Origin of the sequence: Sphingomonas sp. URHD0057 (assembly GCF_000620665.1) — a bacterium.
GTDB lineage: Bacteria > Pseudomonadota > Alphaproteobacteria > Sphingomonadales > Sphingomonadaceae > Sphingomicrobium.
This window is the reverse complement of the sequence record NZ_JIAU01000005.1, coordinates 177,501-193,047: the sequence shown is the minus strand read 5'-3', so window position 1 is coordinate 193,047 and position 15,547 is coordinate 177,501. Positions and strand designations below refer to the sequence as shown.

13 protein-coding genes are annotated in these 15,547 nt (G+C 67.3%); 7 read left to right on the top strand and 6 right to left on the bottom strand.

Annotated features, from left to right (window positions below; translation table 11 throughout):
- Window positions 1-28: 28 nt before the first annotated feature.
- The 6 genes from N539_RS14830 (at window position 29) to N539_RS17510 (ending at window position 7,959) form a co-directional block, all read left to right on the top strand.
- Window positions 29-913: a UDP-2,3-diacylglucosamine diphosphatase gene (locus N539_RS14830; protein WP_081774116.1), complete on the top strand. Its 885-nt coding sequence runs from the start codon at window positions 29-31 to the stop codon at window positions 911-913.
- Window positions 910-1,998 (top strand): glycosyltransferase family 4 protein, encoded by a 1,089-nt coding sequence (locus N539_RS14825; RefSeq protein WP_051531117.1) that lies wholly within the window; start codon window positions 910-912, stop codon window positions 1,996-1,998. The genes N539_RS14830 and N539_RS14825 overlap by 4 nt, the downstream gene beginning before the upstream one ends.
- A gap of 32 nt (window positions 1,999-2,030) precedes the next feature.
- Window positions 2,031-2,756, top strand: a complete 726-nt coding sequence (locus N539_RS18690; RefSeq protein ID WP_231462803.1) for an ImuA family protein — start codon at window positions 2,031-2,033, stop codon at window positions 2,754-2,756.
- Window positions 2,680-4,221 (top strand): Y-family DNA polymerase, encoded by a 1,542-nt coding sequence (locus N539_RS0101065; protein WP_197018309.1) that lies wholly within the window; start codon window positions 2,680-2,682, stop codon window positions 4,219-4,221. The genes N539_RS18690 and N539_RS0101065 overlap by 77 nt, the downstream gene beginning before the upstream one ends.
- Window positions 4,221-7,502, top strand: a complete 3,282-nt coding sequence (locus tag N539_RS0101060; protein WP_028968761.1) for an error-prone DNA polymerase — start codon at window positions 4,221-4,223, stop codon at window positions 7,500-7,502. Before N539_RS0101065 ends, N539_RS0101060 begins: the two co-directional genes overlap by 1 nt.
- Window positions 7,503-7,569: 67 nt before the next feature.
- The gene (locus N539_RS17510) at window positions 7,570-7,959 is read left to right on the top strand and encodes a DUF2147 domain-containing protein (RefSeq protein ID WP_051531111.1); all 390 of its coding nucleotides are present in this window, start codon (window positions 7,570-7,572) and stop codon (window positions 7,957-7,959) included.
- On the opposite strand, the gene hutH is transcribed toward N539_RS17510, so the two are convergent.
- The 4 genes from hutH to hutI form a co-directional block, all read right to left on the bottom strand.
- Entirely contained in the window at window positions 7,952-9,460 is a 1,509-nt protein-coding gene (gene hutH / locus N539_RS0101050) for a histidine ammonia-lyase (RefSeq protein ID WP_037551644.1), read from the bottom strand. The genes N539_RS17510 and hutH overlap by 8 nt on opposite strands.
- 75 nt (window positions 9,461-9,535) lie before the next feature.
- Window positions 9,536-11,194 carry a urocanate hydratase gene (gene hutU / locus N539_RS0101045; RefSeq protein WP_028968759.1) on the bottom strand — a complete coding sequence of 553 codons (1,659 nt, stop codon included), beginning with the start codon at window positions 11,192-11,194 and terminating at the stop codon, window positions 9,536-9,538.
- A gap of 12 nt (window positions 11,195-11,206) precedes the next feature.
- Window positions 11,207-11,821 carry a Pr6Pr family membrane protein gene (locus N539_RS14810; protein WP_037551643.1) on the bottom strand — a complete coding sequence of 205 codons (615 nt, stop codon included), beginning with the start codon at window positions 11,819-11,821 and terminating at the stop codon, window positions 11,207-11,209.
- Window positions 11,808-13,019 (bottom strand): imidazolonepropionase, encoded by a 1,212-nt coding sequence (hutI, locus tag N539_RS14805; protein WP_037551641.1) that lies wholly within the window; start codon window positions 13,017-13,019, stop codon window positions 11,808-11,810. The genes N539_RS14810 and hutI overlap by 14 nt, the downstream gene beginning before the upstream one ends.
- Before the next feature lie 39 nt (window positions 13,020-13,058).
- Between hutI and N539_RS0101030 the strand changes: the two genes are divergently transcribed.
- Window positions 13,059-13,937, top strand: coding sequence for an arginase family protein (locus N539_RS0101030; RefSeq protein ID WP_028968758.1), 879 nt, complete (start codon window positions 13,059-13,061; stop codon window positions 13,935-13,937).
- On the opposite strand, the gene N539_RS0101025 is transcribed toward N539_RS0101030, so the two are convergent.
- On the bottom strand, window positions 13,922-14,512 hold the full coding sequence (locus N539_RS0101025) for an alpha-ketoglutarate-dependent dioxygenase AlkB (RefSeq protein ID WP_028968757.1): 591 nt from the start codon (window positions 14,510-14,512) through the stop codon (window positions 13,922-13,924). The genes N539_RS0101030 and N539_RS0101025 overlap by 16 nt on opposite strands.
- Complete coding sequence (locus N539_RS14800) at window positions 14,509-15,519, bottom strand: ATP-dependent DNA ligase (RefSeq protein WP_269319419.1); 1,011 nt, start codon at window positions 15,517-15,519, stop codon at window positions 14,509-14,511. Before N539_RS14800 ends, N539_RS0101025 begins: the two co-directional genes overlap by 4 nt.
- Between the last annotated feature and the right edge of the window lie 28 nt (window positions 15,520-15,547).

Genomic DNA, 15,547 nt, shown 5'->3' with positions numbered 1-15,547 from the left:
GCATCGACAATGATCGCAGGGGATCGGAATGGCAGCGAAAGTGCCGGCTGGGACAGCCAGCCTTGCGCGGACGCCAACGGCAACGTGGATCGAGGAGCCGGCGCATTTCGAGCCGACCCGGCCCAAGTTCGCCTATCGAACGATCTGGGTTTCCGACACCCATCTCGGCACCGCCGGATGCAAAGCGGAATTGCTGCTCGATTTCCTGAAATCGACCGATTGCGAAACGCTGTTCCTGGTCGGCGACATCGTCGATGGCTGGCAGCTCCGCAAAGGCTGGTACTGGCCGCCGCGCCACAACGACGTCGTCCGCTGCGTGCTGAAAAAGGCCAAGCACGGGACGCGCGTGATCTATGTCCCGGGCAATCACGACGAAGCCTTCCGCGGCTATGTTGGGCTTAATCTCGGCGGCATCGAGCTGGTGCCCGAGGCGATCCACACAACCGCCGACGGACGACGCCTACTCGTCCTGCACGGCGATGAGTTCGACGGGGTCGTGCTCTACGCCAGATGGCTCGCCCTGCTGGGTGACAATGCTTACACCCTGCTGCTGCAGCTCAATCGCGTCCTCAATTGGATCCGGCGCAAGCGCGGCCTGCCTTATTGGTCCTTGGCCGCGCACCTCAAGAAGAAGGTCAAGAACGCCGTCCAGTTCATCTCCAGCTTCGAGGAGGTGGTTGCGCATGCCGCGGCGGAGCGCGGCGCCGACGGTATCGTCTGCGGCCATATCCATTCCGCCGAGGTCAGGCAGATCGGTGCCGTGACCTATTATAACGACGGCGATTGGGTGGAGAGCTGTACGGCGCTCGTCGAGCATTCGAATGGGCGGATGGAGATCATCGACTGGGCCGAGCACAGGCGCGCCCAGGCAGAGCTGGCACGGGCCGAGCGCAAAGAGCAAGCGGCCGCGTGAGGATCGCGCTCGCATCGGATGCCTGGCATCCGCAGGTCAATGGCGTCGTTCGTTCACTTTCAACCACGGTGGAGGGGCTGCGCCGAAGCGGCCACGAAGTCGAAGTCATCGAGCCGTCGCGCTTCGTCACGGTGCCCTGCCCGACCTACCCCGAAATCCGCCTGTCGCTGGCCTGCGGACGAAAGGTGCGCAAAATCCTCACCGAGACTCAGCCCGACAGCATCCACATCGCGACTGAAGGACCGATCGGCTGGGCGGCCCGCAGCTGGTGCATCAGGAATGAGCGCAGCTACACGACCGCCTTCCACACGCGCTTTCCGGATTATGTCTCGATCCGCACGGGAATCCCGGTGCAGTGGTTGTGGAAGATGATGCGCCGTTTCCACGGCTGTGCCGAACGGACGTTTGCGGCAACGACGTCCTTGGCCGAGGAGCTGAATTCCCGCGGCATCGAACGGATTCATATCTGGCCGCGCGGCGTCGACCTCGACCAGTTCAACCCCAAGGTTCCGCCGCATCCGGCGATGGCCAGCTTGCCGCGGCCGATCCTCCTCAACGTCGGGCGGGTGGCGCCGGAGAAGAACATCGAGGCGTTCCTCGACCTTGAGCTCGAAGGCAGCAAGGTCGTGGTCGGGGGCGGGCCGGCGCTTGAAAGGATGAGGGAAGCCTATCCCGACGTGCTGTTCCTCGGTCCCAAGCATGGGGCGGAGCTGGCCTCTGCCTATACGGCTGCCGATGTGTTCGTGTTTCCCAGCCGCACCGACACGTTCGGCCTGGTCAATATCGAAGCCCTGGCCTGCGGCCTTCCAGTCGCGGCTTATCCGGTGGCCGGGCCCATCGATATCCTCGGCGGCGACGGATGTGGAATCCACGGCGGATCGGCATGCATTGGCGCGGTGGACGAGGATCTTGCCAAGGCGGTAGCGCGGACGCGGACCGCCGATCGCCGCGCCGCCGCGACCGAGGCGACGCATTATAGCTGGGACCGTTGCACCCGTTTGTTTGTCGAGGGCCTGGTCAGCTCGGCGGCTCGCAAGAAGGGCGGCGAAATGGCTTGGACCCGAGTCGCGCGATTGACTCCGTGAGCGGACTCGCGAGATAAGAACAAAAGTAGAACATGAGCGTTGTGAGTCGTGTGGCGAAAGGCTTGTCTTTGGTCGCCGGCGGAGCTGTCTCCGCGCAGGTCCGGCCGGCCTTACCTGATCGTCTCCCCACGGGGTTGGACGAGCGCTGGCACCTGCCTGCTCCGTCCAGCCCCACCCTGTCCGAAATCTTCGCCGCGCACCCTCGCGACGGCGGCTGGGCCGGGTTCCTGCTCGCCCAGCTCGACCGGGACAAACCATTACTGTGGATCCAGGACCGGATGGCGATCCTCGAAAGCGGGCGGGTCCACCCGCCCGGCCTGCCCAGCCAAAACCTCATTCACGTCGAGGCGCGCGACGCCAAAGACGCGCTGTGGGCGATGGAGGAAGGGGTAAGATGCGCCTGCCTTTCGGCCGTGATCGGCGAATTGTGGGGCGACCCGCGCGCGCTCGACTTCACCGCGACGCGGCGGCTGGCGGTCGCGTCGGAGCGCAGCGGCACGCCCTGCTGGCTGGTGCGGCTCGGCGGCATCGCGAATCTGAGCGGTGCGCGGATGCGCTGGCGGATCGGATCCGCACCGTCGTTGCTCAATTCGCTCGACGGGCGGGCGCCGGGCTTGCCGGCCTGGGACGCCGAGCTGTTCCGCGCGCGTGGGGCTCCGCCCGGCCGCTGGAGTATCGCCTGTGAGGCGGATCATTTCCATCTGGTTGCCGCATCTGGCGATCGAGCGCTGGGCGAAGTCGAGCGATTGCGAGCCTGACGCTCCGGTCGTCCTCACCGTCGAAGGGCCGCACGGACTCCTGATCCACGCGGTGACCCAGGCGGCGGCGGCACGCGGCGCTCAAGCCGGCGCGCGGCTGACCGACGCGCGCGCGCTCGAGCCGAGCCTGATCGCAGTCCCCGCCGACCCCCAAGGCGACGCAGCGCTGGTCGCCACGCTCGCGCGCTGGGCCGGGCGCTGGTCGCCGCTGGTCGAGGTGGATGGGGCCGATGCGCTGCGGCTCGACGTGACCGGAGTCGCGCATTTGTTCGGGGGTGAGCGTGGGCTGGTGCGCGATATCGAACGATGCTTTGCGAGGATCGGAGTGACGGTGCGCACGGCGATCGCTCCGACTGCGGCAGCGGCCTGGGCGCTGGCGAGATGCAGCCGCTCTGCGGGAGAGGGGCTACCGGAGCAGCTCCCATCGCTGCACGTCTCCGCCCTCCGCCTCGCCCCCGACACGGCGCGCACGCTTGAGCGGTTGGGGCTGAAGACGATCGGCGCGCTGCTCGACATGCCAAGGCTGGCGCTGGCCCGGCGTTTCCGCGGCGGCGAGGATGTCGTCGATGCACTCGACCGGCTGACGGGACGCAAGGACGAACCGCTGACCGCCGCGCCGGTCGATCCGCCCCCGCGCGCCGCGCTTCGGTTGGAAGAACCGGCGACGCACCCCGAAGCCGCCGCGCAGGCGCTCGAACGGTTGATCCCCAGGCTCGTCCGCGAGCTGCAGGAGCGCCACCTCGGCGCGCGGCGGCTGTCGCTGATGGGCTTTCGCGTCGACGGCAGCGTCGCGGTGGCCTCGGTCGCAACCTCGATTGCCAGCCGCGACCCAAAGCACCTCAATCGCTTGCTCTCCGATAAGGCGGCGACGCTCGATCCCGAATTCGGCTTCGATGCCTTCGCGCTGCAGGCCGACTGGACCGAAGACCTGGGCGCGGCGCAGGACAGCCTGGTCGAAGAGCCCTCCGGGACACGCGATATCGCCCGGCTGGTCGACCGGCTGACGGTCAAGCTCGGGCCGCGCGCGGTGCGCCGGCCGCAGGCGGAGGAAAGCCATGTGCCCGAGCGGGCGAGCGGGTGGGTGGCGGCTGTTTCGTCATTGCGAGCGAAGCGAAGCAATCCAGACAAGAGAAAGCTGGATTGCCGCGCCCCTTCGGGGCTCGCAATGACGGCAAGACCGCAGCACCTGCTCGACCGGCCCGAGGCAATCGACGTCATCTACGCGACTCCCGAAGGCATGCCGCGGCGGTTCGTGTGGCGGCGCGCGGTGCATGACATCGCCCGCGCCGAGGGGCCCGAGCGGATCGCGCCCGAATGGTGGCGCCAGCCGTCCTCGGCCCGGCTGCGCGATTATTACCGCGTTGAGGATGCGACCGGCCGCCGCTACTGGATCTACCGCGAAGGCGTGATCGGGGACGGCCGCGGCGGGTTGCCCAATTGGTTCATCCACGGGTTGTTTGGGTGATGCCCGAAAGGCCCGGATTCTCACGGTTGAAGCTGGTGCGGCGGGCGGACATGCCGCCGCCGCCGGCGAGCCCATCACCCTATGTGGAACTCGGCGTCAGCTCGCCGTTCTCCTTCCTGCGCGGAGCATCGGACGCGATCGAGCTGGTGATGACGGCCTTGGGCCAAGGCTATGACGCGATCGGCATTGCCGACCGCAACACGCTGGCCGGGGTGGTCCGGATGCACAGCGCCTGCACCGGCGCCGGGTTGAGGCCGCTGATCGGCTGCCGGCTCGACCTGGCCGACGCGCCCAGCCTGCTCGCTTACCCGATCGACCGCGACGGCTACGGGCGATTGTCGCGGCTGCTCAGCCTCGGCAAGATGCGCGCGGAGAAGGGCGAGTGCGAGCTGAGCCTCGCGGACGTCGCGGCGCACGCCGAGGGCATCGCTTTCATCGCCTGGCCGCAAGACGATCTCGGCGCCTTCGAAGCCGAGCTGCCACGGCTGCGCGACGCCATTCCCTCACTCCGCCACATCGCCGCGAGCTGGCCCTATCGCGGCGGCGATGCCGCGCGGATCGAGCGGCTCGATCGCCTGGCGAACCGCCACGACTGTACGATCCTCGCGACCAACGACGTATATTACCACGCGCCCGAGCGGCGGCCGCTGCAGGACGTCGTCACCTGCATCCGCGAGAAAGTGACGATCGCGACCGCCGGCTATCTGCTCAACCCCAATGCCGAGCGACATTTGAAATCGCCCGAGGAGATGGCGCGGCTGTTCGCGCGCTGGCCGCACGCGATTTCGGCGACCCGCGAGTTCGCCGACTTGCTGCATTTCAGCCTCGACGAGCTGCGCTACGAATATCCGAGGGAGACGGTGCCCGACGGCAAGTCGCCGCAAGACTATCTGGAACAGCTGACCTGGGAGGGCGCGAAGGAGCACTGGCCCGACGGCATTCCCGCCAAGGTGCTGAAGCAGCTCAATTACGAGCTCCCGCTGATCGCGAAGCTCGACTTCGCGCGCTATTTCCTGACGGTCCACGACATCGTCGCCTTCGCCCGCAGCCTCGATCCGCCGATCCTGTGCCAGGGCCGCGGCTCGGCGGCCAACAGCGCGGTCTGCTATTGCCTAGGCATCACCGCGGTCGATCCCTCGGTCAACGAGCTCCTGTTCGAGCGCTTCATCTCCGAAGAGCGGCGCGAGCCGCCCGACATCGACGTCGACTTCGAGCACGAGCGGCGCGAGGAGGTGATCCAGCACATCTATCAGCAATACGGCCGCGAGCGGGCTGGGATCGCCGCGACCGTGATCCACTATCGCCCGCGCTCGGCGATCCGCGAAGTGGGCAAGGTGATGGGCCTCAGCGAAGACATTTGCGCCGCGCTCGCCTCGACCATCTGGGGCAGCATGGACCCCGAGCTCGAGGATGCGCGCGCGAACGACGCCGGGCTCGACCTTTCCGACCCGCACCTCAAGCGAACGATGAAGCTTGCCGAGCAGCTGATCGGCATGCCGCGCCATTTGTCGCAGCATGTCGGCGGCTTCATTCTGACCGAGCGGGCGCTGACCGAAACGGTGCCGATCGGCAATGGCGCGATGGATGACCGCACCTTCATCGAATGGGACAAGGACGACATCGAGGAATTGGGCATCCTCAAGATCGACGTGCTCGCGCTCGGCATGCTGACCTGCATCCGCAAGGCGTTCGATTTGATCGAGCAGCACCACGGCGAGCGGTGGGAGCTGGCGACCGTCCCGCGCGAAGTTCCGCAAGTTTACGACATGTTGTGCGAAGGGGATTCGCTCGGCGTGTTCCAGGTCGAGAGCCGGGCGCAGATGAACATGCTGCCGCGCCTCCGCCCGCGCTGCTTCTACGACCTTGTGATCGAGGTCGCGATCGTCCGCCCCGGGCCGATCCAGGGCGACATGGTCCATCCCTTCCTGAAGCGCCGTAGCGGCAAGGAGGCGGTGACCTTCCCCTGCCCCGATCCCGAGCATGGCGAGCCCGACGAGCTGGAGAAAATCCTCGGGCGGACGCTCGGCGTGCCGATCTTCCAGGAGCAGGCGATGAAGATCGCGCTCGACGCGGCGAAGTTCAGCTCGGAGGAGGCGAACCAACTGAGGAAGGCGATGGCGACCTTCCGCTCGAAAGGCGACATCAGCATTCTCGAGGACAAAATGGTCGGGCGGATGGTCGGGCGAGGGTACGACCCCGCGTTCGCCCAGCGCTGCTTCGACCAGATCAAGGGCTTCGGCGAATATGGCTTCCCCGAAAGCCATGCCGCGAGCTTCGCGCACCTCGTCTACGTGTCGAGCTGGCTCAAATGGAAATACCCCGCGGCCTTCGCCTGCGCGTTGCTGAACTCGCAGCCGATGGGCTTTTACGCGCCCGCGCAGATCGTCCGCGACGCACACGAGCATGGGGTCGACGTGCGCGAGGTAGACGTGAATCGCAGCGAGTGGAATTGCACGCTGGAGGACGGAGCGATGCGCCTCGGCCTGCGTCAGGTCGATGGGCTGCGCAGCGCCGATGTCGAGCGGCTCGCGGCGGCCCCTCCCTACGCCAGTGTCGAGGACGTGCGCCGGCGCGCCCGTGTCCCGGCCCACGCGATCCAGCGGCTCGCAGCAGCCGATGCGTTCCGCTCGATGGGCCTCGACCGGCGCGCCGCGCTGTGGGATTCGCGCGCGCTCCGCCAGGCGCCCGACCTGCCGCTGTTCGCTCATGCCGAGGCTGCGGACGAAGGCGTGGAAGGGCAGCCCGCGGCGCTTCCGGTAATGCCCTTGGCCGAGCATGTCGTGAACGATTACCAGACCGTGCGGCTGTCGCTGAAAGCGCATCCGATGGCGTTCCTGCGCGAGCATTATGCCGGGCGGAAATTCATCCCCGCCGATCGGCTCAAGACCATCCGCGACGGCAAGCGCCTGTCGCTGGCCGGCCTGGTATTGATCCGCCAGCGGCCGGGCAGCGCCAAGGGCGTCGTCTTCATCACCGTCGAGGATGAGACCGGAATCGCCAACCTCGTCGTCTGGCCCGACGTGTTCGCCAGGCAGCGCAAGATCGTCATGGGGGCGCGGCTGATGGCGGTGCACGGCATCGTCCAGCGCGATGAGGACAGCGACGTCATCCATGTCATCGCGCGCAGCGTCGAGGATGATAGCCACATGCTGCGCCACCTGAGCGACGAGGCCCTGCCCTCCACCCGCAACCCCGGCGACGCCGCAGGAAGCTGGCGGCCGCCCGCCGCGCGCCACCCACGGGACGTCGAAATCATCCCCAAAAGCCGCGATTTCCACTGATTCCGGTTCATCTGGAGGCAAGCTCGGCGTGCCATTTCCGCCACAAAATTCGGCTAGAGGCGACGGCATGAAACGGATTCTCACAAAAATCGCGCTGGTCGCCGTTGCCGCGACCGTTCCCGTCATGGCCTCGGCCCAGGCGGCGCTCGAAGGACGCTGGGCGAACCCCCACCGCAGCGTCATCGTCAACGTGACGCGCTGCGGCGAGGCTTATTGCGGGACGGTCGGCTGGGCCAACGCCAAGAACCGTGCAAAAGGCGTTGGCGCCGGCGCGCGCGTGCTGAGCGACCTCAAGCCGTTGGGCGGCGGGCTCTACAAAGGCCGCGCCTACGAGCCCAAGCGCGGCATCAGCGGATCGGCGACCGTCCACCAGGTCGGCCCCAACGTCATGGTGGTGAAGGGCTGCGCGGTCATGGGGCTGTTCTGCAAGGAACAGCGGTGGACGCGCGTCAGCTGAGCGCGACTCCCTCCGCGCCGATGGACCCAGCCAGCACGGCCGCCTGAAGCCCGCTGATTTCGTCGGCCCAATAGCGGTCGGCGGTGAAGTGCGGCGATAGCGCGCGCACCTGCGCATGGATCGCTTGCAGCTTTTCGGAGGTCTTCAAGGGCGCGTGGTAGTCGATGCCCTCGGCCGCGGCCATCAGCTCGACCGCGATCACGCCCGCGGCATTGCGCGCGATCGTCCCCGCCTTGCGCGCGGCGATCGGCGCCATCGACACGTGGTCCTCCTGACCGGCCGAGGTCGGAATTGAATCGACGCTCGCGGGGAAGGCGAGGCTCTTGTTCTCACTGACCAGCGCGGCGGCGGTGACCTGCGGGATCATCAGGCCCGAGTTCACCCCCGAATCCTCCGTCAGGAAGGCGGGCAGGCCGCTCATCTTGGGATCGACGAGGACGCTGACCCGGCGCTCGGAGATGCTGCCGACCTCGCACAGGGCGATGGCAATGATGTCGGCGGCAAAGGCGACCGGCTGAGCATGGAAGTTCCCGCCTGAAATGGCCTTGTCCTCATCGGGGAAGACGATCGGATTGTCGGTCACCGCGCCCGCTTCGATGGTCAGGGTCCGCGCCGCATTGATCAGCAAGTCGAGTGAGGCACCCATCACCTGCGGCTGACAGCGGAAGCTGTAGGGATCCTGCACGCGGCTGCAGGCGACGTGCGAGGTCAGGATTTCGCTGCCGTCCAGCAAGCCGTGGATCGCGGCGGCGACCCGAATCTGGCCGGGCTGGCCACGAAGCTCGGAAATGCGCGGGTCGAACGGCTTGCCCGATCCTTTGAGCGCATCCACCGACAGCGCGCCGGCGGCGATCGCGGCCGCGAACACCCGCTCCCCTTGGAACAAAGCGTCGAGCGCCAAGGCGGTGCTCGCCTGCGTGCCGTTGATGAGTGCGAGGCCTTCCTTCGGGCCGAGCTGAAGCGGCTCGAGGCCAATGCGCTTGAGCGCATCGCCAGCCCCCAGGATGTCGCCCGCAACGTCGATCCGGCCATAACCCATCAGCGCCGAGATGAGGTGCGCTAGGGGCGCAAGATCGCCCGATGCCCCGACGCTGCCCTGCGAGGGAATGAGCGGCATCGCGTCCCGGTCGAGCAGCGCCTGGAGCGTCTCGATCACAAGCGGGCGGACGCCAGAATAGCCGCGGCCGAGACCGAGCAGCTTCAACACGATCATCAGCCGCGTGACGTGGCGCGGCAGCGGATCGCCAAGGCCGGCGCTGTGCGACAGGATCAAGTTGGTCTGGAGCTCCGCGAGGCGGTCGTCGGGAATGCGCGTGTTGGCGAGCAGGCCGAACCCGGTGTTGACGCCATAGACCGTCTCGCCGCCGGCGACGATGCGGTCGACCGAGGCTGCGGCTTCGGAGACGCGCTGCATCGATGCGTCGTCGAGTGACGCTTCGGCCCCGGCCCACAGCCGGCGGAGTTGGTCGAGCGAGATGTTTTCAGGATTGAGTTTTAACATTCTCTTTCGTCATTCCCGCGAAAGCGCAACCTAGCAAACAAAAAGACTGGGTCCCCACTTTCGCGGGGATGACGATTAGGGAATCATGGGCAGATCGAGGCCCTGCTCGCGGGCGCAGTCTATGGCGATCTCGTAACCGGCGTCGGCGTGGCGCATGACGCCGGTGGCGGGGTCGTTCCACAGCACGCGCTCCAGCCGCCGCGCGGCGTCGTCGGTGCCGTCGGCGACGATGACCATTCCGGCGTGCTGCGAATAGCCCATGCCGACCCCGCCGCCGTGGTGCAGCGAGACCCAGGTCGCCCCTGAGGCGGTGTTGAGCAAGGCATTGAGCAGCGGCCAGTCGCTGACCGCGTCGCTGCCGTCCTTCATGCTCTCGGTCTCGCGGTTGGGGGAGGCGACGCTGCCGCTGTCGAGATGGTCGCGGCCGATGACGATCGGGGCGGAGACTTCGCCGCTGCGCACCATCTCATTGAAAGCGAGGCCGAGCCGGTGGCGCTGGCCGAGGCCAACCCAGCAGATCCGCGCGGGAAGACCCTGAAAGGCGATCCGTTCGCGCGCCATGTCGAGCCAGCGGTGGAGGTGCGGGTCGTCGGGAATCAGCTCCTTCACCTTGGCGTCGGTGCGATAGATGTCCTCGGGATCGCCCGATAGCGCGACCCAGCGGAACGGGCCGATGCCCCGGCAGAACAAGGGCCGCACATAAGCCGGAACGAAGCCAGGGAAGTCAAAGGCGCGGGTCACGCCCTCATCGAGCGCCTCCTGGCGGATGTTGTTGCCGTAATCGAAGGTGGGGACGCCCATGTCCTTGTAGGCGAGCATCGCTTCGACATGGGCGGCGATCGACTCCCGCGCCGCGGCGGCGACTTCGGCCGGGTCGCGCTCGCGCATCTCTTGCCACTTGGCGACGCTCCAGCCCGCGGGACAGTAGCCGTTGGCCGGGTCGTGCGCGCTGGTCTGATCCGTGAGCGCATCGGGGCGGATGCCGCGCCCCAGCATCTCGGGGATGATCTCCGCGGCATTGCCGAGCAGGCCGACGCTGGTCGGCTCCTCCGCGGTGCGGATGATCTCCAACGCCTCGTCGATGCCGGTCGCGCGGCGATCGACGTAGCGGGTCTCGAGCCGCTTCTCGATCCGGCTTTCCTGAACCTCGATGGCGATGCAGTGGGCGCCGGCCATCACCGCCGCCAGCGGTTGCGCGCCGCCCATGCCGCCGAGGCCGGCGGTCAGGATCCATTTGCCCTTGAGGTCGCCGCCATAATGCTGGCGGCCCATCTCGACGAAGGTCTCGTAGGTGCCTTGGACGATGCCCTGCGTGCCGATGTAGATCCAGCTGCCGGCGGTCATCTGGCCGTACATCATGAGGCCCTTGCGATCGAGCTCGTTGAACACCTCCCAATTGGCCCATTTGGGCACGAGATTAGAGTTGGCGATGAGGACCCGGGGTGCATCGCGGTGGGTGCGGAACACCCCGACCGGCTTGCCCGACTGGACGAGCAGGGTCTGGTCCTCCTCCAGCCGCTCCAGGGTCTCGACGATCTTGTCGAAACACTCCCAGTTGCGCGCGGCACGGCCGATGCCGCCGTAGACGACCAGGCTCTGGGGGTCCTCGGCGACCTCCTCGTCGAGATTGTTCATGAGCATCCGTACCGCGGCTTCGGTGGCCCAGCTCTTGGCCACGATGTCGCTCCCGCGCCGGGCGCGGATATGGCGGCTGTTATCCCGTCGTCCGGTCATTACGCAGCCGCTCTAGCGGGTGGAGGGGCTCGACCCAAGGGGACGCCAACGATCGAACCACATCAGCGCGAAGCCGGCCAGGATGAAGCCGAGCGCGATCCCGCCGACGTTCAGCGCGGCCTGGGTCCAGCCGAGCTTGCCGACGTCCAGGAACGGATAGGGGTATTTGTGGTCGAAATGCCCGCGCGCGAGCGCATAGACGAGGTAGGCGACGGGAAAGGCCGACCACCAGATCGGCGCGCTCCACCGCAGCTTCGCGCGGGGCGCGAACAGTAGCCACCATAGGGCCATCGCCACCGGCGAAACTTTGTGGAGCAGGGTGTCGGCGACGAGTGCAAGGCCGCTTAGGGTGTGAAGTCCACGGAGCAGGAAGAAGTACACGATCCCGACGAGCAGGATCGCCAGCGTCACGCCGCCAAGCACGCTCGCCGAAACGCGGCCGCCGGTCGCGACCCGGCTCATGGTCGCGGCGAGAACGAGGTTGGCGAGAATGGTGAAGAAGCGCGCGATGATCCACAGCGACGCGATGACGTCGTGCTGCTGGCCGTAGGTCACCGCGAATTGAGCGGCGAGGCCGACCCAGCAGACAATCGCGACCAGCGCCGCCGCGAGCCTAGCCGTCGACACCGGCGAAAATCCTCCTCTCCGGTCCCGGCAAGCCGATCCAGTAGCCGAGCTCGGTCAGGCTCTCCAGACGCCACACGGCGAGGTCCGCGATCTTGCCCGTCGCGATGGTGCCGATTTCGAGCTCGAGCCCGAGCGCGCGCGCGGCGTTGACGGTCATCCCGGCTAGCGCTTCTTCGGGGGTCAGCCCGAACAAGGTGCACGCCATGTTGATTGCCAGCGTCGGCGACAATAGTGGGGACGTGCCCGGGTTGCAGTCGGTCGCAACGGCCATCGGCACGCCGTGCGCGCGGAACAAGTCAATTGGCGGCTTCTTGGTCTCCTGGAGGGCGTAGAAGGCGCCCGGGAGCAGCACGGCGACAGTCCCCGCCTGCGCCATCGCTTCGACCCCCGCCTCGTCGATATGCTCGAGGTGATCTGCCGACAGCGCTTTGTAGCGCGCGGCCATCTTCGCACCGCCGCGGTTGCTCAGTTGCTCGGCGTGGAGCCGGACCGGCAAGCCGAGCTCGGTCGCGGCCGCGAACAACCGCTCGGTCTCGGCAAGGGTGAAGGCGATCGTATCGCAATAGGCATCGACGCTGGCGGCGAGCTGGTCGCGCGCTACCGCGGGCAGCAGCTTGTCGATCATCTCGCCGACATAATGGGCGCGGCGGTCCCGGCTGCCGGCGGGCAATGCATGAAGCGCCAGCAGGGTCGGAACGATGCGCACTGCCTCACCCTCGCCGAGTGACTCGGCGATCTTGAGCAGCCGGATCTCGCTCTTGGGGTCGAGCCCATAGCCGCTCTTGATCTCGATCGTCGTGCAGCCGCCGCGCATCAGCGCATGGAGGCGGGCCCGGCTCTGCTCAAGCAGCTCGTCGTCCGACGCCGCTTTGGTCCTTTCGACGGTCGAGGCAATCCCGCCGCCGGCCTTGGCGACTTCCTCATAGGTCGCGCCGGCGCGGAGCATTGCATGCTCGTCGGCGCGATTGCCGCCGAAGACGAGGTGGGTGTGGCAATCGATCAGGCCCGGCGTGACCCAGGCGCCGTCGAGCGCGTCGACCTGTTTGGCGCGAGTGCCGGCAAGCTCGGTCCGCTTGCCGACGCGGACGATCTTGCCGTCGGTGATCCCGATCGCGCCATTGTCGATGATGCCGAGCGGGTCGCCCGGCCGCGCCTGGAGCGTCGCGATTTTGCAGTCGACGAGCAGCCGGTCCCACATGGCGTCGCCTTAGGCGAGCAGCAATGCTAGCGTAAAGCGATGGCGGGCTGGCCCAATCTCAGCGACCTCATCGTCGAGCGGAAGCCGGCGGCGGTCGGCCTGCTCGGCGCGCCGCTCGCCGTAGGATCGGTCACTCCGGGCGCGTGCGACCAAGCGCCGGCACTGCTGCGGCGGACCCTGCGCCGGATCGGGCTGTACGACGTCGAAACCGGGCGCGAGCTTGCGACCGGAGTCGCCGACCGCGGCGACGTCGCGCTCCCCGGTTCGACGATCGAAGCGGCGATGCCGCTGATCCGTGAGGCAGTTGCCGCCAGCACGGAAGCGCATGCGCTGACGCTGCTGGTCGGTGGCAACAATGCGATTACACGGCCGGCGGTGCTCGGGCTCGGCGGCGCCCTCGACGAGATCGGACTGATCACGCTCGACGCGCATTTCGACATGCGCGAGCTCGACGAGGGCCTCAGCAACGGCAACCCCGTCCGCGCGCTGATCGAGGATGGCTTGCCCGGCGCGAACATCGCCCAGGTCGGGCTCGCCCCGTTCGCCAACAGCCGCGCGATGCATGAGGATGCGATCGCCGCCGGAAACCTGGTGATCACCATCGGCGACGTGCGGGCACAGGGGATCGCCCAGGCCATCCAGCACGCGCTCGATCATGTCGCCCACTGCGATGCGCTCGTCATCGACTGCGACATCGATGTCATCGACCGCGCGCAGCTTCCCGGCGCGCCAGGCGCGCGGCCGGGCGGCATGGCGGCCCACGATTTCTTCTGGGCGGTGCGCAAGCTGGCGTCCGATCCCCGGGTCAGGGTGGTCGACCTCACCGAATGGGACCCGTCGCTCGATGCGAGCGATCTCAGCGCCCTCACCGCCGCCCGCTGGGTCGCCGAATGCCTCGCCGGCTACGAGTTGCGCTGACCTGCGGCGATCCTTCGCCCTTTCTCGGACAGCGTTCGGAAAGTGATCGAGAAGCGCAGTTGCTCGCCGGGTACGATCCGGTGCTCCCAAGCCCATCGGGAATCCGCCGACAGCAAATAAGCCGAGCGCGGCAGGAGTTCGAGGCTGGCGCGGCGGAAGCCGGTTGCGGTTCGCTGGCGGAAGCGAAGAATGGTGGGCGTGGCGAGCGAGATGCCGACGACCTGGTCGAATACGTCGCGGTCGCGATGCCAGCCGATGCCCGCTCCGGGATCGTAGCGGGCGAGTAGGACATGCGCGAAATCCCGCGCCTCCAGGCGGGCGAAAGCGGCAGCCTTCTCGCGAGGCGGGACGAGCCAGTCGGGGATCGGCTCACCCGGGGCGAAGGAGGAGTCGTCGAAATCGTAGCGCCAGCCGAAGCTCTGCGTCTTGCGGTTGCCGAGCCAGCCATGGAAGCGAAAAGGGGTCAGATCGAGCTGCTCCAGTCGCGCGATCAGCGCCTGCTCCTCGGCTCGGCTGATCAGCTCCTCTCGATAATCGAGGCCGGCGATCAGCGGCTCGTGGAACAGCAAGCTCATTTCCCGAACAGCTCCTTGAGCTCGGACGGCTTGAGCTCGGGCGCGAGCTGATCGAACGTGCATTGCCTCGGGTCCTTGTCGGGGCGCCAGCGGACGAAGCCGGTGCCGTGGCGGAAGCGGCGGCCGGTGACCTGGTCGTATTTGACCTCGACCACCAGCTCCAGCCTGAGCGGCTGCCATTGCGTGGTGCGCTCGGTGTTCCAGCGGCTCGGTCCGCCGGGTGCATTGCCGGTGAAGCCCGGCGCCTCCACCAGCTTCTCGAGATCCTTCGTCAGCCGGGGCCGCTCCTTCGCCGGAATTGCGGACGTGAAGCCGACGTGATGAAGCAAGCCGTGGTCGTCGTAGAGGCCGAGCAACAGCGACCCCACGACCTTTTTCTTCTCGGCATAGCGAAAGCCGCCGACCACGCAGTCGGCCGTCCGCTGTTGCTTGACCTTGATCATCGCCCGCTCGCCGGGGTGATAGGAATCGTCCAGCCGCTTGGCGATGACGCCGTCGAGCGCCCCGCCGCTGCGCTTCAGCCAATCGGTGGCGACATCGCGGTTTTGCGTCACAGGCGATAGCTGAAGCCCCAGCACAACGTTCTTCGCGAAGAAGCGCTCGAGCGCATCGCGGCGCTCGACAAGCGGCTTACCGGTCAGCCTCTTGCCGTCCAGTTCGAGCAGGTCGAACAGCATCAGCTCGGCCGGAGTTTCCTTGGCGAGCCGGCGGACGCGGCTCTCGGCCGGGTGCAGCCGCAGCTGCAGCGCTTCGAACGACAGCGCGTGGCTCAATGGAATGATGAGCTCGCCGTCGAGCAGGAAGCGTTTTGCCTTCACTCGAGCTAGGATGTCGATCACTTCGGGGAAGTAGCGGCCGAGCGGCTTGCCCGACTTGGAGGTGAGCGTGATCTCTGCTCCGTCGCGGCGGGCAAGGCAGCGGAAGCCGTCCCACTTGGGCTCGAACTGCCAGCCGTCGCCCTCGGGCAGCTCGGCGGCGAGTAGGGCTTCCATCGGGGCCAGCGGCATAGTCATCCGGCGTGAACGATTCACATGG